This window comes from Nocardia sp. NPDC023852 (genome assembly GCF_040639505.1).
GTDB lineage: Bacteria > Actinomycetota > Actinomycetes > Mycobacteriales > Mycobacteriaceae > Nocardia.
In genome coordinates, this window is sequence record NZ_JBFAAB010000043.1 from 12,890 (window position 1) to 33,444 (window position 20,555).

General features: G+C 64.5%; 18 protein-coding genes and 3 pseudogenes. 14 read left to right on the forward strand and 7 right to left on the reverse strand.

All coding sequences use genetic code 11. The features are described from left to right. Positions 1 to 3: 3 nt before the first annotated feature. On the reverse strand, positions 4 to 459 hold the full coding sequence (locus AB0H00_RS30645; RefSeq protein ID WP_357273159.1) for an RDD family protein: 456 nt from the start codon (positions 457 to 459) through the stop codon (positions 4 to 6). Positions 460 to 711: 252 nt separating this feature from the next. Between AB0H00_RS30645 and glnA the strand changes: the two genes are divergently transcribed. The 4 genes and pseudogenes from glnA to AB0H00_RS30665 form a co-directional block, all read left to right on the forward strand. Beyond that, positions 712 to 2,148 carry a type I glutamate--ammonia ligase gene (glnA, locus tag AB0H00_RS30650; RefSeq protein ID WP_357273161.1) on the forward strand — a complete coding sequence of 479 codons (1,437 nt, stop codon included), beginning with the start codon at positions 712 to 714 and terminating at the stop codon, positions 2,146 to 2,148. A gap of 117 nt (positions 2,149 to 2,265) precedes the next feature. After that, a complete protein-coding gene (locus AB0H00_RS30655) occupies positions 2,266 to 2,445 on the forward strand; it encodes a type II toxin-antitoxin system RelE/ParE family toxin (RefSeq protein WP_357273164.1) in 180 nt (59 codons plus the stop codon). Positions 2,446 to 2,455: 10 nt separating this feature from the next. After that, positions 2,456 to 2,746 (forward strand): annotated as a pseudogene (locus tag AB0H00_RS30660) (helix-turn-helix transcriptional regulator); the annotation flags it as partial. 95 nt (positions 2,747 to 2,841) lie between these two features. Then, positions 2,842 to 3,180: pseudogene (locus AB0H00_RS30665) on the forward strand (type I glutamate--ammonia ligase); the annotation flags it as partial. Between the two features lie 24 nt (positions 3,181 to 3,204). On the opposite strand, the gene AB0H00_RS30670 reads toward AB0H00_RS30665, so the two are convergent. Beyond that, complete coding sequence (locus tag AB0H00_RS30670) at positions 3,205 to 5,409, reverse strand: elongation factor G-like protein EF-G2 (protein ID WP_357273166.1); 2,205 nt, start codon at positions 5,407 to 5,409, stop codon at positions 3,205 to 3,207. Positions 5,410 to 5,904: 495 nt separating this feature from the next. Between AB0H00_RS30670 and AB0H00_RS30675 the strand changes: the two are divergent. The 3 genes and pseudogenes from AB0H00_RS30675 to AB0H00_RS30685 all read left to right on the forward strand — a co-directional run. Further along, positions 5,905 to 7,362, forward strand: a pseudogene (locus AB0H00_RS30675) (MFS transporter); the annotation flags it as partial. A gap of 123 nt (positions 7,363 to 7,485) precedes the next feature. Next, positions 7,486 to 8,286 carry a carboxypeptidase regulatory-like domain-containing protein gene (locus AB0H00_RS30680; protein WP_357273193.1) on the forward strand — a complete coding sequence of 267 codons (801 nt, stop codon included), beginning with the start codon at positions 7,486 to 7,488 and terminating at the stop codon, positions 8,284 to 8,286. A gap of 196 nt (positions 8,287 to 8,482) precedes the next feature. Then, positions 8,483 to 8,962 carry an SUKH-4 family immunity protein gene (locus tag AB0H00_RS30685; RefSeq protein ID WP_357273168.1) on the forward strand — a complete coding sequence of 160 codons (480 nt, stop codon included), beginning with the start codon at positions 8,483 to 8,485 and terminating at the stop codon, positions 8,960 to 8,962. A 77-nt stretch (positions 8,963 to 9,039) separates the two neighbouring features. Here the strand turns inward: AB0H00_RS30685 and AB0H00_RS30690 are convergent, their stop codons facing one another. Further along, positions 9,040 to 10,479, reverse strand: coding sequence for an FAD-binding oxidoreductase (locus AB0H00_RS30690; RefSeq protein ID WP_357273195.1), 1,440 nt, complete (start codon positions 10,477 to 10,479; stop codon positions 9,040 to 9,042). Further along, positions 10,479 to 11,141 carry a hypothetical protein gene (locus tag AB0H00_RS30695; RefSeq protein ID WP_357273170.1) on the reverse strand — a complete coding sequence of 221 codons (663 nt, stop codon included), beginning with the start codon at positions 11,139 to 11,141 and terminating at the stop codon, positions 10,479 to 10,481. Before AB0H00_RS30695 ends, AB0H00_RS30690 begins: the two co-directional genes overlap by 1 nt. A gap of 134 nt (positions 11,142 to 11,275) precedes the next feature. Here AB0H00_RS30695 and AB0H00_RS30700 point away from each other — a divergent pair, with 134 nt between their 5' ends. The 4 genes from AB0H00_RS30700 to AB0H00_RS30715 all read left to right on the forward strand — a co-directional run bounded on the left by AB0H00_RS30700 (position 11,276) and on the right by AB0H00_RS30715 (position 13,073). Further along, positions 11,276 to 11,509 carry a hypothetical protein gene (locus AB0H00_RS30700; RefSeq protein WP_357273173.1) on the forward strand — a complete coding sequence of 78 codons (234 nt, stop codon included), beginning with the start codon at positions 11,276 to 11,278 and terminating at the stop codon, positions 11,507 to 11,509. Between the two features lie 422 nt (positions 11,510 to 11,931). Beyond that, positions 11,932 to 12,174 (forward strand): hypothetical protein, encoded by a 243-nt coding sequence (locus AB0H00_RS30705; protein WP_357273175.1) that lies wholly within the window; start codon positions 11,932 to 11,934, stop codon positions 12,172 to 12,174. Continuing rightward, positions 12,168 to 12,884 (forward strand): phosphotransferase, encoded by a 717-nt coding sequence (locus AB0H00_RS30710; RefSeq protein WP_357273177.1) that lies wholly within the window; start codon positions 12,168 to 12,170, stop codon positions 12,882 to 12,884. The genes AB0H00_RS30705 and AB0H00_RS30710 overlap by 7 nt, the downstream gene beginning before the upstream one ends. A 12-nt stretch (positions 12,885 to 12,896) precedes the next feature. Continuing rightward, positions 12,897 to 13,073: a hypothetical protein gene (locus AB0H00_RS30715; RefSeq protein ID WP_357273178.1), complete on the forward strand. Its 177-nt coding sequence runs from the start codon at positions 12,897 to 12,899 to the stop codon at positions 13,071 to 13,073. A gap of 89 nt (positions 13,074 to 13,162) precedes the next feature. Here the strand turns inward: AB0H00_RS30715 and AB0H00_RS30720 are convergent, their stop codons facing one another. Beyond that, positions 13,163 to 13,936: a LysR substrate-binding domain-containing protein gene (locus AB0H00_RS30720; protein WP_357273180.1), complete on the reverse strand. Its 774-nt coding sequence runs from the start codon at positions 13,934 to 13,936 to the stop codon at positions 13,163 to 13,165. 123 nt (positions 13,937 to 14,059) lie between these two features. Then, the gene (locus tag AB0H00_RS30725; protein WP_357273182.1) at positions 14,060 to 15,130 is read right to left on the reverse strand and encodes a transglycosylase SLT domain-containing protein; all 1,071 of its coding nucleotides are present in this window, start codon (positions 15,128 to 15,130) and stop codon (positions 14,060 to 14,062) included. Positions 15,131 to 15,861: 731 nt separating this feature from the next. Here AB0H00_RS30725 and AB0H00_RS30730 point away from each other — a divergent pair. Both AB0H00_RS30730 and AB0H00_RS30735 read left to right on the forward strand, forming a co-directional pair. Beyond that, on the forward strand, positions 15,862 to 16,374 hold the full coding sequence (locus AB0H00_RS30730; RefSeq protein WP_357273184.1) for a hypothetical protein: 513 nt from the start codon (positions 15,862 to 15,864) through the stop codon (positions 16,372 to 16,374). Positions 16,375 to 16,882: 508 nt separating this feature from the next. Then, the gene (locus tag AB0H00_RS30735) at positions 16,883 to 18,754 is read left to right on the forward strand and encodes an ABC transporter ATP-binding protein/permease (protein WP_357273187.1); all 1,872 of its coding nucleotides are present in this window, start codon (positions 16,883 to 16,885) and stop codon (positions 18,752 to 18,754) included. Between the two features lie 331 nt (positions 18,755 to 19,085). Here the strand turns inward: AB0H00_RS30735 and AB0H00_RS30740 are convergent, their stop codons facing one another. Continuing rightward, complete coding sequence (locus AB0H00_RS30740; RefSeq protein ID WP_357273189.1) at positions 19,086 to 19,811, reverse strand: SDR family oxidoreductase; 726 nt, start codon at positions 19,809 to 19,811, stop codon at positions 19,086 to 19,088. 54 nt (positions 19,812 to 19,865) lie between these two features. Here AB0H00_RS30740 and AB0H00_RS30745 point away from each other — a divergent pair, with 54 nt between their 5' ends. After that, positions 19,866 to 20,423: a MarR family transcriptional regulator gene (locus tag AB0H00_RS30745; RefSeq protein WP_357273191.1), complete on the forward strand. Its 558-nt coding sequence runs from the start codon at positions 19,866 to 19,868 to the stop codon at positions 20,421 to 20,423. The last annotated feature ends 132 nt before the right edge of the window (positions 20,424 to 20,555 follow it).

A 20,555-nucleotide genomic window follows, 5' to 3' on the forward strand; every position in this document is an offset into this window, starting at 1 on the left:
GGCTCAGCGCGAGTGCACCAGCGCTGTGCCGGTGGCGCGATCGTGCATCCCACGCCCGTCGGCGTCGGTGAACAACGCGGGCACCACGAAAATCAGCAGCAGCTGCCTGGCCAGCGCGCGCACGAAGCCGACCCGCGCCGGCGCGTCGATGCGGACCGTCCGCAGCCGCAGGAAGTACTGCCCTGGCGTGAATCCGAACAGCGTGACCGCGCCGACGCCGATCACAAACCAGATCAGCAGCGTCAGGCTCGACGCCGAGCCGCCGCGCACGATCAGCGCCGCGATGCCGAGCGCGATCAACCAGTCCACGAACAGGGCGGCGATACGGCGGCCCATGCCCGCCAGCGAGCCCGCTCCGGTCTTCGGCAGGCCGAGATGTTCACCGGGGAACTCGGGGGTTGCCGGATCTCCGGAGTCGGCCGAAGGTCCGGAGAGCCAGGATCCGGTGATGCGTGCCATGCACCCCAGAATAGGCGGGCCCGACCGGCCGCCCGGCACCGCATAAATGGAGTTCAGGTCGCCGCGTACCTCGGCCGATGGCAGGACTACCATGCAGTTCGAGCCAGGGTGGCCATCGCCACTCGGCCAGGCGCACGCGTAACACTGGCGAAACACAGCCTTGACTGCAGGGAAACACGGCATCCATAGCGTCTGGTCGCGACGAACCCATGCAATCGACACTGGCTGGGAACCGATCCGTAAGGAGAACAAGTGACGTTCAGCACGGCCGACGAGGTCATCAAATACATCGCGGACGAGGAAATCGAGTACGTCGACATCCGGTTCAGCGACCTTCCCGGTGTGCAGCAGCACTTCTCGATCCCGGGGAAGGCCTTTACCACCGACCTCGCTGAGGAAGGGCTGGCGTTCGACGGCTCCTCCGTCCGTGGGTTCCAGTCGATCGACGAGTCGGACATGCTGCTGCTGCCCGACTTCAGTACCGCGCGTGTCGACCCGTTCCGTGCCGCCAAGACGCTGAACCTCAACTTCTTCGTGCACGACCCGTTCACGCGGGAGGCCTACAGCCGCGACCCGCGCAACATCGCCCGCAAGGCGGAGGAGTACCTGCGTTCGACCGGCATCGCCGACACGGCCTACTTCGGTCCCGAGGCGGAGTTCTACATCTTCGACTCGATCCGCTACGACTCGGCCATGAACGGCGCCTTCTACGAGATCGAGTCGATCTCGGGCTCCTGGAACACCGGCGCGAAGTTCAACCCGGACGGCACCCCGAACCGCGGCTACAAGGTCCGCAACAAGGGGGGTTACTTCCCGGTCGCCCCGTACGACCACTACGTCGACCTGCGCGACAAGATCTCGACCAACCTGCAGAACTCCGGCTTCGAGCTGGAGCGCGGCCACCACGAGGTCGGCACCGCCGGTCAAGCCGAGATCAATTACCGGTTCAGCACCCTGTTGCACGCCGCCGACGACCTGCAGCTGTTCAAGTACATCGTCAAGAACACCGCGTGGGCGGAGGGCAAGACCGTCACCTTCATGCCGAAGCCGCTCTTCGGTGACAACGGCTCGGGCATGCACGTGCACCAGTCGCTGTGGAAGGACGGCAAGCCGCTGTTCCACGACGAGTCCGGCTACGGCGGGCTGTCGGATATCGCACGTCACTACATCGGTGGCATCCTGCACCATGCGCCGTCGCTGCTGGCTTTCACGAACCCGACCGTGAACTCCTACCACCGCTTGGTCCCGGGCTATGAGGCCCCGATCAACCTGGTGTATTCACAGCGCAACCGCTCGGCCGCCGTCCGTATCCCGGTCACCGGGAACAACCCGAAGGCCAAGCGCATCGAGTTCCGCGCGCCGGACTCCTCGGGCAACCCGTACCTGGCCTTCACCGCCATGCTGATGGCCGGTTTGGACGGCATCAAGAAGAAGATCGAGCCGATGGCCCCGGTCGACAAGGACCTCTACGAGCTTCCGCCGGAGGAGGCCAAGAACATCCCGCAGGCTCCCACCAGCCTGGCCTCGGTCATCGACCGCCTCGAGCAGGACCACGACTACCTCACCGAAGGAAACGTCTTCACCGAGGACTTGATCGAAACCTGGATCACCCTCAAGCGCGAAGGCGAAATCGCGCCGGTGAATCTGCGTCCGCACCCGTACGAGTTCGAGCTGTACTTCGACGTGTAAGCCCTTGTCGCGCCAGGCGTTTCGAGCCCTTTCGCACCGACCGGTGCGAGGGGGCTCGTCCCTTTTGCGGCCGGTCGTCCGCTTGTTGACCGGATCAAGGGCAGCCGATATCACAACATGAAGGAACTGAGACCTCCATCCGCTGGAACCACTGAGGTGCGAATGCTGTTCGCGTTCGACCCTGCCAGGGAGGCGATAGTTCTCGTCGCCGGTGACAAGTCCGGCAACTGGCAGCGATGGTATCGCGATGCGATCCCGTTGCCGATGAGCGCTTTGCCGAACACTTGGAAGCGTTGAAGGAGAAGCGATGAGCACGAAGTACACGAAGTGGAGCGAGGTCAAGGCGAAGGCGCGTGAACTCGACCCGCGAACCGAGGATGAGCGCGCAGCCGGTGTCGCGCGGGCACGTGACCGACGCGAATCGTATGTGCGCGGTCACCAACTGGCCGAGATTCGTAAGGCGATCGGGCTCACTCAGACGGAACTGGCCGAATTGCTGGATGTCTCGCAAGCGCGGATCTCGAAGATCGAGAGTGGAGAGATTGCGGGTATCGACACCATCCGGGCCTATGTTGCGGCATTGGGCGGGAAGGTGGACGTCGTCGTCACGCTGGGCGATCGCACCTGGAAGGTCGCTCGAGAGCCGCAAACCAGCTGCGACCATAGCCGAAGACATTCGGCCGGGAAGTCTCTCTGGAGCGCGGCCACCACGAGGTCGGCACCGCCGGTCAAGCCGAGATCAATTACCGGTTCAGCACCCTGTTGCACGCCGCCGACGACCTGCAGCTGTTCAAGTACATCGTCAAGAACACCGCGTGGGCGGAGGGCAAGACCGTCACCTTCATGCCGAAGCCGCTCTTCGGTGACAACGGCTCGGGCATGCACGTGCACCAGTCGCTGTGGAAGGACGGCAAGCCGCTGTTCCACGACGAGTCCGGCTACGGCGGGCTGTCGGATATCGCACGTCACTACATCGGTGGCATCCTGCACCATGCGCCGTCGCTGCTGGCTTTCACGAACCCGACCGTGAATGGGGTGGTGCAGGCGGCCGGTGGGTCAGGCGCGGGCTTTTTCCCCGCGCACCGCGGCCGCCAAGTGATCGGGCATCGGTTCGTGCCGCACATAGGTCCGCGAGAAATCGCCGCTCCCGTGCGAGAGAGACCGCAGATCGATCGCGTAGCGGCTGAGTTCGAGTTCCGGCACCTCGGCGTGGATTCGAGTCCGTCCGGTGCTGTGCGGTTCGGTGCCGAGAACCCGGCCGCGCCGACCGGACAGGTCGCTCAAGACGGGCCCGACGTACTCGTCGGCGACGATGACCCAGACCTCGGCGAGCGGCTCCAGGAGAGCGATCCCCGCCGCGGCGGCTGCTTCCCGCAGGGCGAGCGCACCCGCGGTCTGGAACGCGGCGTCGGAGGAATCGACCGAGTGAGCTTTGCCGTCGTACAACGTGACCCGCACATCGACCAGCGGATGTCCCGCCGCCACCCCCCGCGCGGCCTGCGCGCGGACACCCTTCTCCACCGAAGGAATGAACTGCCGCGGAACGACTCCGCCGACCACCTTGTCCACGAACTCGATCCCGGAACCACCGGGTAGCGGCTCGACCTCGATCTCGCACACGGCGTACTGCCCGTGTCCTCCGGATTGTTTGACATGCCTGCCACGCCCGGTTGCCTTGCCCGCGAACGTCTCGCGCAGCGGGACCTGGTGCTCGATCACATCGACCTGCACGCCGAACCGAGTCCGCAAGCGCTCCAGGGCGACGTCGCGGTGCGCCTCGCCGAGGCACCACAGGACCAGCTGGCCGGTGTGGCTGTTGTGTTCGAGCCGTACGGCTGGGTCTTCGGCCGCCAAGCGAGCCAGGCTCTGCGACAGCTTGTCTTCGTCGGCCTTGCTGTGCGCACGAATAGCTATGGGCAGCAATGGATCCGGCATCGGCCACGGCTCGATCAGCAGGGGAGTGCCGGTGGCCGACAGGGTGTCGCCGGTTTCGGCGCGGCTGAGCTTGGTGACGTAGACGATGTCGCCCGCGATGGCCTGACCGAGCGGACGTTGCTGTTTGCCGAAGGGGGAGGAGATCGCGCCGATCCGCTCGTCCACGTCATGACTCTCGTGGCCGCGGACTTCGAGGCCATGGCCGCAGACGTGCACTGTGTCGTCGGCATGCAGCGTTCCGGAGAAGACGCGCACCAGGGAGACCCGGCCGACATAGGGGTCGGAGGCGGTGCGGATCACCTCCGCCGCGAGTTCGCCGTCCGGGTCGCAGTCGAGCCGGTGCGGGCTCGCGCCGTTGGTGGCGGTGACGGCCGAGACCTCGTGCTCGGCGGGCGTCGGGAAGCCTCCGGTGATGAGATCGAGCAGTTCCACCGTGCCGAGTCCCTGTTTGGCGCCTTCCGGGGCGGGAGCGGCGAACAGGACCGGATGGAAGCTGCCCCGCGCGATGGCCCGCTCCAGGTCGGTGACCAGCGTTTCGAGACTTATCTCCTCGCCCTCGAGGTAACGCTCCATCAAGGATTCGTCTTCGCTTTCCGCGATGATGCCCTCGATGAGCCGATTGCGTGCTTCCGCCAAATCCGGAAGTTGCTCGGGGGAGGGTTCGCCCTGGACTTCTTCGCCGGAGGAATAGTCGCCGACGCAGTTCGGTAGCAGTTCCACCATTCCGGTGACCGGACGGTGGCCGTCCGGGCTCTTCGGTCCGTACACCGGAAGATGCAGCGGCAGAATGGTTTCCGACGATCCACCGCCGAGCACTGTCCGGCAGGCCTCGGTCATCTCGTCGAACTCGTCCCGCGCGGTATCCAGATGTGTGATCACGATGGCACGCGGCATACCGACCGCTGCGCATTCTTCCCATAGCGCTCTGGTCGCGCCCGCGAGTCCCTCCGCACCCTCGGCCGCGGAGATGACGAACAGCGCCGCGTCGGCCGCGCGCAGCCCCGCCCGTAGCTCACCCACGAAGTCGGCATATCCGGGCGTGTCCAAAAGGTTGATCTTCATCCCCGCCCACGTCACCGGCACCACCGACAACTGCACCGACCGGTGCTGCCGATGCTCGATCTCGTCGTAATCCGAGAGCGACGTGCCGTCCTCCACCCGCCCGGCCCGGTTCACGGCCCGCGCGGTAAGTGCCATAGCCTCCACGAGCGTGGTCTTTCCCGACCCGCTGTGGCCGACGAGCACTACATTCCGGATTTGCTCCGGCCGGTCCGCCGCCGGCCCCCTGCTGTTGCCCGCGGCAGATCCGTTCGTCTTGTCCACCATGTGTCCCGCTCCCTTGCCGGCACCTGAGGTATCTCCACCTTCCCACCGGCGGTCACCTCTCGTCCACGGATCGGCAGATCAGATCGAGGAAGATCGTCGGACGCAGGCTGTCGAGGTCTCGTCGGCAAGGTTGTCGCGGGCCCCGAGGTGTCGATGCGTCAGGAACCATCCCAGATGACGAAGGAGACGATTGTCGAACGCCGCCCTTCGGACCGGCGAGGGGGGTGCTCGCCCGACTCAACGCCCGCTCCCTCGGCAACGGCACATGTGGCAGGCGAGGTCGTCCGAAGTCCCCAGGCTAGGAGCGCCTAGAGCTGAAATCCATTGCGCCGCGACGCCAATGCGGAGAAGTGCCGCGAGAGCAGGGTCAACTCGAAGACCAGCCGGTTGAGGGCTGTGTGCTCCGCAGGACCGGATTCGGGCATGGTTCACCTATGTCTAGCGTTGGTTCAGTACCAAATTGTGCATGATGCACGTCATATGTATCGTACATATGTGACTGTTGCTGTCGACGTGTCTTCGACCGTCTCTGGTTCCGACGACCGGCGCCGTCCCACCCCGGCTTTCCTCATTGCGACACTCGGCGTGGTCGGTGTGGTGGTCTCGCTCATGCAGACCCTGGTCATTCCGATCATCCCGTCGCTGCCCACCCTGTTGAGCACTTCGGCGTCCAATGCGTCCTGGGTCGTGACGGCTACGCTGCTGGCCGGTGCGGTGTCGACTCCGATCAGTGGCCGTCTCGGCGACTTGTTCGGCAAGCGTCGGATTCTGTTTGCGAATCTGGTGTTGTTGATTGTCGGTTCGGTGGTCTGTGCGTCGTTCTCGGCGCTGGTGCCCGAGATCGTCGGTCGCTCGTTGCAGGGTTTGGCGGTCGGCGCGATCCCGTTGGGAATCAGCATCATGCGCGACGAATTGCCCGCTGAGCGTGTGGGTTCGGCGATGGCGATCATGAGCGCGACGCTGGGGGTCGGTGGTGCGATCGGTCTGCCGGTGGCGGCGGCGATCGCGCAGAACGCGGACTGGCACGTGCTGTTCTGGACCTCGGCCGGTCTCGGCGTCCTCTGCGCAGTACTGGTTTTCGTGTTTGTGCCGGAATCGCCGGTACGCACGCCCGCGCGGTTCGACTTCGGTGGTGCGGTCGGCTTGTCGGTGGCGCTGCTCGCGTTGCTTGTCGCGATCACCAAAGGCGCGGACTGGGGCTGGGCCAGCGCGCGGATCCTGATCCTTTTCGCGGTGTCGGCGGTGGTATTCCTCGGCTGGGGTTTCTTCGAACTGCGGCAGCGCTCGCCACTGGTGGACCTGCGGGTCTCGGCGCGGCCACGAGTGTTGTTCACCAACGTGGCCTCGGTTGCCGTGGGGTTCTCGCTCTACGGCATGTCGCTGACCTTTCCGCAGCTGCTGATGGCGCCGGAGCGGACCGGGTACGGCTTCGGGCTGTCGATGGTCAGCGCCGGATTGGCGCTGGCGCCGACAGGCTTCGTGATGATGCTGCTCTCGCCGGTGTCTGCGCGACTGTCGGCGAGCCGAGACCCGAAGGTAACCCTCGCGCTCGGCTCCGCGGTGATCGCCGCCGGCTATCTGTGCGCGGTGGTGCTGATGAACAGCGTCTGGGAGATCATGCTCGCGGGGGTGATCGTGGCGGGGGGTGTCGGGCTGGCATACGCGGCGATGCCCGCGCTGATCATGGGCGCGGTACCGATCACCGAGACCGCCGCGGCCAATGGCCTGAACTCACTGATGCGCTCGATCGGCACTTCGACCTCGTCGGCCGTGATGAGTGTGGTGCTGGCACACATGACGATATCGCTCGGCACGCACGTATTCCCGTCCCGGGACGGGTTCCACACCACCTTTTTCATCGCCATGGCGGGGGCCATGGCAGCGATCGTGCTAACGGCCTGCATCCCGATGGGGAAGTCGAAAGCGCAGGTCTTGTCCGAGCCCGAGCCCGAGCCCGAGCCCGAGCCCGAGCCTGAGCCTGAGCCGGTGCTTGCCGGGGTGGTTGGGCGGCATGCGTCGGTTGATCGGAATGGTCATGGTGGGTATCGGGTGGGTGTTTCGTCGGAGTCTGTGCTGGTGACCGCGGAGTTGGCCGGGGCCGGTGTCGATGGTGGGTCGCTGGGGGGTCGTATCCGTCGTGAGGACGGTCGTGCGGTGTCGGGTGCGGCGTTGACGTTGATCGACCAGCGTGGTCATCAGGTCGCGCGGGCGACGGGGGCTGTCGATGGTGGTTATGTGATCAGCGCACCGGGGGTGGGGGGTTATGTGTTGATCGTGTCGGCGACGGGGCATCAGCCCGCGGCGGTCAATGTGGCGCTCTCTGGCCGGTCGCAGCAGCTGGATGTGACCTTGAGCGGGTCGGGTGAGTTGTCGGGTGTGGTCCGCAGCGCCGGTCGTGGTGATTCGCTGGCGGGCGCGACGATCACGTTGACCGATCCGCGGGGTGAGGTCGTCGCGGCGGCCGTCTCGGGTGGTGACGGCTCCTACGTGTGCCACGATGTGGTCTCGGGCACTTACACGCTGGTGGCTGTCGCCGCGCATCGGCGCCCGCACGCAACCACGTTGACGGTGCCCGACACCGGTCTGCTGCGCCACGACATCGAGTTGGCCGCGATGGGTGTCGTGGCTGGATCGGCGTGGGCCGACAGCGGCCGCGCGGTGGCCGATATCCAGATCACGGTGCTCGACGCGGCAGGTGAGGTGACCGCCACGGCACGTACCGATGACGACGGCCGCTACACGGTCACCGATCTGCCCGAGGGGCAGTACACGATCGTCGCCCGCGGCTACCCGCCGGTGACCAGTCAGGTCACCGTGTCCGGTGGACACATCGCCCACGATGTGCGCCTCGGTTACGGGCCGCAGGACCGCGCGTGAGCGGGTTGACCGCTCACCTACGCACTGCCGAGGGGTGGCCGGTAGCGGAGGCGGTACTGACGGTGACCGACATGCGCGGGCGTCAGATCGCTCGCGTGGTCGCCGACGCCACCGGGCACGCACACCGCGGTATGCACCGCCGCCGGGTATCAGCCGGTGGCCCGGACCGCGCAGGAACCGGCATCGAGGAGAAAGCATGTCATCGGACGAAGGCTGGGAAGAACTGTGCGTGGCGTGGGGGCCCGACCAGCTGGTGCCGATCGAGCGTGAGCGGCTCGCTGACGCGCCCGTGACGGAAGGGACCCGAGAGTTCCTGGTGCGCATCGGATTGCCGCGTGAATGCCCCCTCCTTGTCAGTTTCTACCGAGACGAGCGACTGCTGCAGCCGATATGGTTGCGCGACGTCCGGTACCTGCTGGTGGGCGACGACGACGGCACCCTTCTAGCACTGCGTGCCGGCACGGACGAACTCTGGTCCGTCACGGAGTCGGAAGACGAGCCCCGCTTCGTGAACTCTCACCTGTGGGGGTTCGTCCTCCTTCTCGGTCTGTACGAGCCGCGGGCCTATCCGGGATTCAGACAGCAGGTCGCTACATGTGACGAGAAGGCGCTCGGCCATGACGACTACTGGTGGTCGCTGATCGTGGAGCAAATGAGCTATGGACTTGCTCCGTGACATCGGTCACGACAACCGCTCGCCCCGGCGTGGGAGCATCTCGCGGCACTCGATGGTCATCTCCCGCGCGCTCGTGATCATGTCTGTTCGTCTAGTGGCAGGTACCGCCCGGGCGAGATCAGCCCGTACGGGTCGACCGCCTTCTTCAGCGACAACGCCATCCGCTGATGCCCGCTGGAGTAGTGCATGGTGTCGATTCCCGTGCGCATCGGGCGGAATCCCGCTTCGACCAACCTCTTCTGCGCCAGTGCGACCCACTGGTGCGCGGCGTCGACCTCGATGGCGTCCGTGCGGTCGAACGGCACCCGGAAGAACCCTTCCAGACAATGCGCGCTGACACTGTTGAACGTCAGATATGACCGGATTCCGGTGTTCGCGTCGGTCGCGCGCGCAATGGCGATGGCGGTATTCACATGCCGACCGACGAAAGGAACGGCAGGTAATGCACAGACGAAACCCGGGAATTCTGGATCGTCATCGAGGGCAAAATCCGATGACATATCGACGGAGCGGCCTGCCATTGCGTCGACGTACTCGTTGCCGGGCTCGCCGGACAGCTTCCGAAATCGCGTTCGCGCGGCGTCGGGAAGGTCTGGGTCGGCGGTGGTGTAGTAGTCGACCTCGTCGAAGTGTGTGGACAGCTTCTTCTGGAGCAGCGCGATGATGTCGTCGTCACCCCATAACGCGACCCAGCTCAGCCAGGTATTCGGTGATGCTGTCCGGTCGAGTCGAGCAAGCCGAGGGTCGTCTTCACCATTGATCTCGATGCGGTCGCGCAGCAGTTGATATCGACGTAGTTCCGCAAGGATATCCACGTGTGACGCGAGCTCGCCTCGGGTGGAACGCACCAGAGCCAGTGCGACATTCTGCCTCGGGTAGAGAGAGACGACCGCGGCTGTGACGATGCCGAACCCCGACTGAACGAATAGTCCGGTCACATCCGGTCCGCTACCGTGAGGGTAGTGGTGCCAGTCCGGCGCGTCGTTGTCGTCGTTGGCCCAATGGCCGGTTCGAACGTATTCGGCGTCCGCCAGCACGGCTTCGAGGCCGCGGAGATCTGCTGTGCGCTGCCCGAATATTCCCACGCCACGTTCGAGCACGTTGCCCACCACGCTGGTCTGCTCGCCCGAGCCGGTGATATTCAGCATGCATGAGCGGTGCGTGAGTGCCTCGGCGAGCTGGCCTTGCGTCACGCCGGGTTCGACAATCGCGTAGTGCAATTCCTCGTTGATCTCGAGTATTCGATTCATCAGGCTCAGGTCTACGACCGCGCAACCATCGTGGACAGGGAGCTTGGAACCCAACCCCCAGTTGCGGCCGGTGCTGATGGGGTGCAGCGGAATCCGGTATCTCGCGGCGACGGTGACGACCTGCCGCACTTCATGGCGGGAGACTGGCCGCAACACGGCAACGAGCTCTCGATTGGCAAACTCTGTCAGGTTCGCGGTATACGGCTGGGTGTTCGTGGTGGCGCGTTCACCGAGCACGGCTCGCCACTCGTCGAATGCACTGGCCATCACCGGCGCCGATCCAACCCTGCCTCGTCGCCGCCATGTCTACCGTGCACACCCCTGCGGGCGCGTGGCAGGTCGACGGTTTGTGGAAGGAGTTCGATGCGCGGCGCCAACACCGCATAGCGCGAGCCGCAGAACTTGGCCTCGAAATTCCGCATCCAGCCGTGATGCGACAGATTGCCCCAGCCATCGAAACCTACGATCGAAATGCCACTGCGGTCGTAACTTCCGGAGAGCAGGAAGGTCCAGTAGGTCTGATCCGGAAAAATGCCGTTCCGTGCCTTGAAGGCGGCACAGAAACACAGGTACCGCCGCAGATCGAGGCCGTGGAGGCCCTCGTCGTCATATTCACGCTTAGCGTATTTTCCGCTGCTTCCGATCAGTTCCGGTACCTTGGCGGCGGAGGTGACGAACCAATGTGATTCGCTCACCATGACGGTGCGGATCATATTCGCTTCGACATCGAAATTGATATTTGCCTGGATGTCGAACAGCTCGCACAAATTGCTTGCCGACAGTCCCGCAGGCACATAGACGAGTAGTTCGTCACTCGATTCGAGCTCGGCAATCTCCGTATCGGTGAACGGGCAAGGCGCGATGTCATCCGGTCGATTGTCACCGAACATCCCGTCGATGAGCTCGTTCAGATATGCTTCTCGGATCACCTGTCGTGCGCCTTCCTCATCGGGCTACGGTATTACATTCGAGGCAAAACGACATTCCGCGACAATACTGGGGAACACCGAAGAGTTGCTTCGTCGCATGGATGCTACTTCTACTTTGAAATACCTGATTCCCAGTGGGGGGACGGTCGAATGCTGCCCAGAAGCTGCGGCCGACGCTGCAGTGCCGCCTCGGCCACGCTGACGCCAACCTCACACCCTCGCTCGCCGTCGGCGCGGCCGCTGCGGCGGAGGCGGCACGAATCTCGATCGGCCCCATGGGCCTGCACCGCACCACGGCGGCCTTCGATGAACTCGCGGCCACCCTGCTGACCGGTACGCGACCAGAAGCAGACACGGCCCGACCGTGAGATCCGCGGGCCGGTTCGGGTCGCCGACGACCCGAACCGGCCCCACCCCCAGCTCTACCAGGCGCCGGCACTCCCGCGGTCGCGACAATCTGCTGATCGGGTTCATTCGGCGAGCACGCGGTGGTGGAGCGGGCCAGAGCCACCTCACCTCGGCCGCCTGGTGGGGCGTCGTACCTGATGATCGCCGCGCTCGAGAGCGGATTGAGCGGCGCACCGGCGGTGGCGGGATCCGGATGGCCGGCGCATCGCCCGTCACAGCGATCGTGTCCTGGTTGTTGTCGGCGAATCATGCTTTGTGGCAACGGCTTCGATGTCGCGAGCTGGGCGTGGGCGAGGAGGGCGTGCGACGTGGAACTGCGTAGCACTTCTGGGCGATCGTTAATCGATCGCTCTGTTATGCCTGGTGTGGCAACATCGCCGGTATGCCACGAGGGATGATGCCCGGCGAGCTTGCCGCCCGTACATCGCGTGCTCTCGACGCGGCCGTCGACGCGGGTCGCGGTCTCGGGCTCACCGTGACCAACGCAACTGTGCTCCATGACGTGTTTTCCGTTGTCGTGCATCTCGCTCCATCACCGGTGGTGGTGCGGGTGCCCACTGTTGTCCGTCCTACCTCGACCTCGACGCCCAGGCGACACGACAGCAAGCGGAGCTGGACGTGGTGACATGGCTTACCGAACAGGGCAATCCGGTGATTCCGCCGAGTCCCCTTGTGCCGCTGGAACCCGTGCACCGCGAGGGTTTCTCGATGACGTTCTGGCAGTTCGTCGAGCAGGACAACAGCGTCGAGCCCAACTACGAGCACAACTGCCGCCTGGTCGCCGACCTGCACGCCGCGCTGCGCGACTACCCGGGTGATCTGCCGTTCCTGTCGTCGGCCGAACCGAGGATGGTCGAAGAAGGACTCGCCGCCCTCGAAGCGCGTCCCGACCTCATCGCCCCAGCTGATCTCGACCGCGCGCGGCAGGAATGGGACGTCTTGGAGCCCGTCGTCGGCTCGCGCGCGGCGTTCGAGGCCGCGTTCCCCGGAATCGACCTCCAGCCGATCCATGGGGATGCCCCCGCGGCCAATATCGTCACTACGTCGGGCGGCGCACTGTACTCCGACTTCGAGTTGGTTACGCTCGGACCGGTCGAATGGGATGTGGCGTTTTTCGGGGCCGCGTGCGAGGCCGCGTACAACTCCGCAGCGCAGCGACGAGGTATACGTTGCCTGGACGAGCGTGTGCTGCGCTTCGTCAACGCAGTAGGAATGTCTCGGACGGTGGCGTGTCTCGCGCTGGTGCCGCAGTTGCCCATGCTGGAAGAGGTGCTGAAACCGTCCATCGAGCAGTGGCGAACGATGCCACCGTTCGCGGACGGCCTGTGCGGCTGAATGATCGTGAGCATGGAATGGCTCGCGGGCGCCGGATTCGGCCAGCAGAGCGGACGCCGCGGACCGATCGCCACCATCTACTTTCCGGAGATGGTCGGTGATCTGGCGTTGGAAACAGTGCTGAGCGAGCAGGATGCCGCCGTATGGTTCACACATGTGGCGCCGCCGCAGGAAGTGACAACCGAGTAGGGCATCGACGCCGGCCCCCTGCTGTCCGTTCCGCGTGGATCCTTCGTCCAAGGCATCCACGTAGGTGTGGTTGGGCCGCGCTGCGGGGATCACGAACTGTCCGCCCCCACGGCATCGCGCTTCGAGGTCAGGAGCTCCGCCGTTCCGGTCGGGACTCCGCACACTTCGGCGACGAGTGAGCGGAACCATTGGTGCGCGGGATGGGTGTGCAGCCGTTCGTGCCAGACGAGCTTGTCAATGAGCTTCTCGGTTTCGAAGGGCAGGGTGCGGACCGCCAGTCCATGCTGCTCGATCAGCGTCCGGCCATGTCCCTCGATGAAGCTGTTGGGCACGCAGGTCAGCAGGTCGCTTTCCGCGACAATGCACAGCGCGTCCGCGAAGTGGTTGACGACCGCGACGATGGTCCGGGTGCGGCCCCGCAGGCTGAGCCAGCCGTCGATCACGCCCAGATCGGTGCCTGACGGGGTCACCAGCACGTGGGCGGCCGCCGCGAACTGATCCAGTGTCATTTCCTGCCGCAGCACATGCCCGCGGTGCATCACGCACACGTAGTGATCGGCGCGAAGACCCTGCACCTGGATGCCGCGAGGAAGCGCCGGAAACATGCCGACCGCGCAGTCCAATGTGCCTCGTTCGATTCCGTCGAGCGAGCTGGCATTGGTGTGAAAAGAAGACGCGATGCGGGCATAGGGTGACGCGGACCGCAGCTCGAGGGTGATATCGCGGACCGCTTCCCTCGCCAGGCTGTCCGTGATCGCGATACGGAAGCTGGTCGGATCCGAGCTGGGATCGAAGTGCTGGGGTGTGATCGAGGCTCGGATTACGGCCAGCGAACGATGGAGCTCGGGCCAGATGGCCAGCATCCGCGACGTCGGCTGGAGATATCGCGGAGCACGGTTTGTTCCCGCGTTTCGACGACCGATGCCGGGATCTTGAACTGGCGGATCTTCTTGGCTGCCGCCGCCGAGCAGAACGCGAGAGTCGGTTCAGTAGCCTTTCGCCGGACGGCTCGGGTCCGTCTGCTGGACCTTCGCCTGCAGGTCATGCCCGTCTCGGGAGACGTTGTATCGTTCCATCACGTACTTCATGCTGGCGGCGACATTGGCCACCGGGTCGTGGATGTTGGTGGAGGTTCCGGCCACGTGATTGGCCTGGAAGGTGCCGGGAATGGTCTGGGTGAGTCCCCTGGAAGCCTTTCCGGCCGCGGCATTGCTGTCCCAATTGTTGACGGCGTTGGGATTTCCATTGGATTCCCGTTCGATCAGGACCCGATAGCCGCGCTTCCAGTTCTCGCGGGCCACCGGATCGGTGATACCGAGCGCGTCGAGCGCGCCCTCGATGGCGGCGTCGACCGAGACGTTGCCCTGGTAGCGGGCGTAATCGGCGGTTGTCGCGGAGGGCACGAAGCCTTCGTGGGGCGTGTAGCTGCGCTGCATGTAATTGCTCGGCACGTAATTGCTCGGCACGTAATTGCTCGGCATGGGGTTTCCGCCGCTGCTACCGGGCACAGGGGTGTACGTGGGGGCGGCATCGGCGATGTTCTTCGCGTGGCTCTGGACTCGGTCCGAGGCCTGCTCGATCTCGGTGTGTACGTCAATGAGCGTTTTCAGCACGGCGGTCGTCAGCCCAGACTCGATGTGAGGCGGCATGTACTGCTTCCCCGGGCTCGGGCCCGGAGCCTCGCGCAGCCTGGTGTCGAGCATGTCGACTCGTCGAATGATTGCCGAGAAAGTCGAACTCGAGATGTCGTACGCCCCGTATGCGGACAAGTCGACGTTGTCGCCCTGTTTGCGAATGTCGTCCTTGATGTCGCGGACCTCTTTCAGGCGCGTCGAATAGTCCTCGGCCATCACGGAGTTGTTCTGGTCGTCGACGAGTTTGTCGTCGCTCAGTAGTTTCACCAGATCCGGCGCCTGCGATGGCGTGCCGGTCGCCAGCAGATCTGCCGAAGTCTGAATCGTCTGTTCCGCCACCTCGATGACGGCTTTGAGGCCGGGCCGCTCGCCGTCGGGGTGGTGTAGTTTCACCACCCAGCGTCCGCTGGTCGGGGGGCTCATCGCGGCAACCGTTCGCCGGGAACCCGAATCCCGGTCGGCTGCGGGTCTGCGAACACCGGCATAGCCACCTCACTCGCCTGACAACCATCAGGCCATGCGCGGCCTGCCATTCCCGACGCCATCGAGTATTGCGCACTAGAAAATCACCCATTCTCGACATTGGGAACGGGTCGCTCCGCGAGGGACCGGCCGCTCCCGGCCGCCACCCGCACGTCCCGAACATGTGGCCTCCTTCGCCGACAGCGGGGCAGGTTGTCAGACCCATGTCGCTGTTTCGGGGGTGACGCCGTTGGCGCGGGACCGAGAACAGATCGAAGAACTAGAGTCCGCGGTCCCAGAAGTCCCCCGGCGCCGCCAGGTCGAAGGTCGGCACCGTGACGAACATCGGCATCCCGTACAGGCCGCGGAAAAGCTCCGGAGGCACGGCGTCGAGCGCGGGGGGAAGGGAACGGGACCGATATCGAATGCTGGGAAGTTGCCGGTAATGACGACATCGTCGAGCCTCACGCAACGCGAGGATCAAGCGGCGCAGCGGCCAAGACGGTACGGCATCAGTTGCCGAAGTGAGCTGGTTGTGCTGACGGCGGCTGGCCCTGATCCAGGCGGCTATAGTGGTGCCGATCCTCGCCCCGTGTGGCTCGTGTTGCGTTGAAGGTTGTCGACTGATGCTATTTTCTGGTGCCGGCGGCTCGTCATTCCGTGGCGCGGCTGTGTCGACGGGGTGATGTCTTATGCGGTCGGCTGATCGGGTTCGGGGCGGTCTCGCCGGGGTGACATGCGGTGTGCTCGCCATCGCCGCACATGGATTCGAGGGGGATCTGCCGCACTCGGCCGCCTTGGCATTGCTGCTGGTGGTGAGTGGTGTGGTCGGTTCCGCGACCGGGTCACGGACCGGTCGCGGCAGGGTGCGACTGTTCTCGATGCTCGCGCTGGGGCAACTCTTCGGTCACGTCGCGTTATCTGCTGCCGGCACCGCGGATGGGCACCGAGAGGTGGAGGGCGTAGGGCGGGAGGGATGGCTGGTGCTGGTGGCGCACGGAGTGGCGACACTGCTTTGTGCGCTGTTGATCGTGGCGGCGGAACATGTGTACACGGCCGCATCGACTGTCGTACGGACGCTGCTCGCCCGATTCGAACCGCTACCGGTGATCGGCGACGAGGCTGTGCCCGCACCGTCTGGTCTGCACCGATGCCGGGAAGTGCGGCTGCCCGCGGCCATTTCGAGGCGGGGGCCTCCGGGATAAGGAGTGTCCTGCTCCTTTTGGGAGTGTCGGCACGTTTACGTGACGTTTTGTGCTTCGACTGCTGGACCCTGCGCGTTCAGGACCATGCCAGCTCCCCACGGGGCAGACCTACGCCGATGGGCGCCTCGTCACATGGGATCAGCCCGACAGTCCGGACCGCTCCGATGCCGAACAACCTGTTCCGTCGCTGAGGCTGCGACGAGACAAGCCGAAGGCGCACACCGTCGCGACGTCGAGACGGCGACGACGAGCGGTTGCGCCAGCGGCATGACGGCCATGTGGCTCGGCGGGCTCGGCGTCCTCCCCCTCGGTGCCGTCGCCCTGGACGGCATTGTCGCGAACTGATTTGGCGTCGCTCCTGACAACCCGATCGAGCCGGTACCCGCGTGTCCTTGCCAAGTGTGTGCGGTGATGGCTCGAGACCGACCCGGTGGTGCGCTGACGCCACGGTCCCGCACTGAGCGGAGCAGATCCGCGAACCCCGCTATAGGAATTCGATAGGAATCGTATGGAAACATCGAAGGATTGGGCCGTTGAGTTCCAGCAAACCCTGAAATGGCTGCTCATCGCCTGCTCGATCACGGCGGTCGTCTTCGTTGTGATCGCCGCCGCGGTGTTCTTGTCGACGAAATGGGGTCGGCAGTTCTGGCGGCTCGTCGGAACCTTTTTCGTAGGTAAAGATGCCTTCCGCACAATGCTTTTCGTCGCTGGGATGTTGTTCAGCACCGTGCTTGCGGTCCGTATGACGGTGTTGTTGTCATATCAGAGCAACGACATGTTTTCGGCTCTTCAAGCGGCAGCCGAGGCGTTCACCTCGGGTGATGCGCATACCCTCGCCGCTGCCGAGCGCAAGTTCTGGAATTCGATGACCGTTTTCGCGATCCTTGCGACTCTGCACGTGGTGCGTTCGCTGGTCGACTTCTATATCGGGCAGGCCTTCGACATCAGGTGGCGGCGATGGCTGACCGAGCGGGTGACGACCGATTGGCTGCACGAGCGTGCTCATTATCGGGGCCGGTTCATCGACAACACCATCGACAACCCGGACCAGCGCGTGCAAGAAGACATCACCACCTTCGTGCAGCAGTCCAGGGTGCTGTCGATGGGTGGTGTCAGCGCCGTCGTCTCAGTGGTGTCGTTCACCCAGATCCTGTGGGATCTGTCGGGTCCGCTCACGATCGTCCACACCGAGGTGCCCCGGGCGATGGTCTTTCTTGTCCTGATCTACGTGCTGGTGGCAACGACGATCGCATTCTGGATCGGGCGGCCGTTGATTCGGCTCAACTTCCTGTATCAGCGCGCCACCGCGAACTTCCGCTACATCTTGGTGCGGCTACGGGACAACTCCGAAAACGTCGCGTTCTATCGGGGCGAGGAAACCGAGCGTGGTGGAATCCTGGGACGGTTTGCCACCGTTCTGTCCACCTACTGGGGCGTGGTGTATCGCTCGCTGAAATTCCAGGGCTGGAATCTGGGTGTCGATCAGGGGGCGGTCGTATTCCCTTGGATTCTGCAGGCGCCCAGATTCTTCCAGGGTTCGATCACCCTCGGCGGTATTCAGCAGTCGGCTACCGCATTCGGCGAGATCCATGCCTCGCTGTCGTTTTTCCGTGAGTCCTACGACCAGTTCGCCGCGTACCGGGCATCGCTCATCCGGCTCGACGGACTGATGGCGGCCTCCGACGCGTCGCGTCGACTGCCCAAAGTCGATACGGCCGCTCTCGATGCTGCGTTGGAGTTGGTCGGAATCGATGTGCGTAGGCCGGACGGCGAGGTGCTGATCGATGATCTGAATCTGCGGCTGAGTCCGGGCGATGCACTGGTGGTGAAAGGCCGGTCGGGGAGTGGGAAGACGACTCTACTGCGCACGCTTGCGGAAATGTGGCCGTACGGAGACGGCCTGATCCGGCGACCCCCCGGTAAGGGCAGCCTGTTCGCGTCGCAACTTCCGTACCTACCTCTGGGCGATCTGCATGCCGCGGTCTGCTATCCGGCGGATTCGTCCAGCATTCCCGAACAACGGATACGCGAATTGCTGGACAAGGTGCACTTGGGGCACCTGGTGGATCGGCTCGACGAGGAAACCGACTGGGCGACGATCCTATCGCCCGGTGAACAGCAGCGAATCGCGTTCGCCCGTATCCTGCTTCTCGAACCCGAACTCGTTTTCCTCGACGAAGCAACCTCGGCAGTCGATGAAGGTCTGGAATATTCGCTCTACCGACTGATCCGCACCGAAGCGCCTAACACGATCCTGGTCAGCGTCGCTCACCGAAGCACCGTCAACCAATTCCACACACAGCGGCTGGAACTCGACGGCAACGGTTCATGGCGGATGGAAGGCATACCAGCGACACCGTCGACAATCTGCCATTTGTAGCTGGATCGTTCTCCTCGCGATAGCCATCGATGGTGACCTGTACGACCCGCTCGAATTGGGCCCGTATATCGGCGGTGTCGGCGGGCACTGCCTTGACAGTCCCTGAGTGTAGGACGCGCCCACGCGCAGTCTGGCTCCACCGGATCGGGGTCTGCGCGACGGTGCCGATGTGGTTCGCCGATGCTGACCATCGGCCCGGTAGGTGATCCACCCGACTACGGGCCATGGGGTGGCGGGATGCCGGCGGCGTCGTGTTTCTTGCCCTCAGCGCGCTTCCAGTCGTAGTAGGTGCGGCCGGCAGGGTAGTGCAGGGCGGCGTCCCCTTCGATGGTCATCGGGTGGTGTGCGCGCCTCCGTTGACGTGCAGGGTCTGTCCGGTGATGTGGCGCGCACCGTCGGAGCTCAGGAAGTAGGTGGTCTCGGCGATGTCGCTCGGGTGTCCCGCTCTTCCGTTGTGGGTGGCTTCGATCAGAGCTACCCGCCGCTGCTCGCTGAGATTTCCGTGGAAGAAGTCGGTCTCGGCGATGTAGCCGGGTGCGATCAGGTTGGCGGTCAAAGCCTTGGGGCCCACTTGTGACGACAGCCCGGCAGTCCATGCTGCCAGCGCGGCTTTCGCCGCGCCGTACGAGGTCGCGGCGTATTCGGCGCCGATGGAACCGATGTTGATGATGGAGCCGCCAGGCCGCAACTTCTCGAGTACGGCGGTGGTGGTGAGTACGGCACTGAGCAGGTTGGCGTCCAAATTCGCCCGCCACGCCGCCAGGACTTCGTCGAGCTGTGTGCCTTGTCCGCCGGACTGGTAGAAGTCGGTGTTGCCGCCGGCCATGTTGACGACCACGTCGAGTTCTGGGCCCAGTTCGTCTGCCATCCGTGCCACCTGCTGTGGATCAGTGGCGTCACAGGTGATCGGCCGCGCGTCGATCTCGGCTGCCGTGCCGGCGAGCCGGTCGGCGTTGCGTCCGGTGATTATCACGGTGTCGCCACCCGCTCGGAACCGGGCGGCCACGGCCTTGCCGAGCCCGTTCCCACCGCCGGTGACTAGGACAATACGACTCACAACTGCTCCTTCCGTTGCTATGTTTAGCTCTAAACGTAGCGAGAAAGGCTGACGATGTCCAACGATCTCGATGCCGAGGGTTACCCGCTGAGCCCGATTTCCACGTGGCCCGCAGCCGATATCGCCGCGTCGTGGCAACGAGAGCTTCCCGGCGTGCGCACCGAATCGATCGAGATAATCACGCCGATCTGGCGGATCGCGAAAGTCCTCGCCGATGACCGGCGCCGCACGCTGGCCGAGCTCGGAGTCGACCCATCCACACTCGATCTGCTCAGCGTGATAAGGCGTTCCGGCCCGCCCTACGAACTCACGACCCGCGAGATCGCCCGCCGGACACTGATTACCGCCGGCGCGGTCTCCCAGCGCGTTGCCCGCGCCGAGCGGGCTGGACTGGTGGAACGATCATCGTCGTCGGTATCTCGCCGGGCGGTCGCCGTCAGGCTGACCGATATCGGCCACCGCCTGATCGAAACCACCGTGCGGCAACTACTCGAGCACGAAGCGGACCTGATCAGCGCGCTCACAGCTGCCGAATACACAGCGCTCGCCGGGATTCTCGCCACGCTGGAACAGACACTTGTGTCGTCGCCACCGAACGAGCCGCAGGAGTGAGATCCACAGACCTGGACCGAGGAACGTCCGCTCTGCGCTGCGGGCTCAGGCGGTCAACGCAACACCTCTTCGAGTGCTTCTGATGGTGTGCGGAATCCGAGAGTTTGTCGAGGGCGCCCGTTGAGTTCGTCG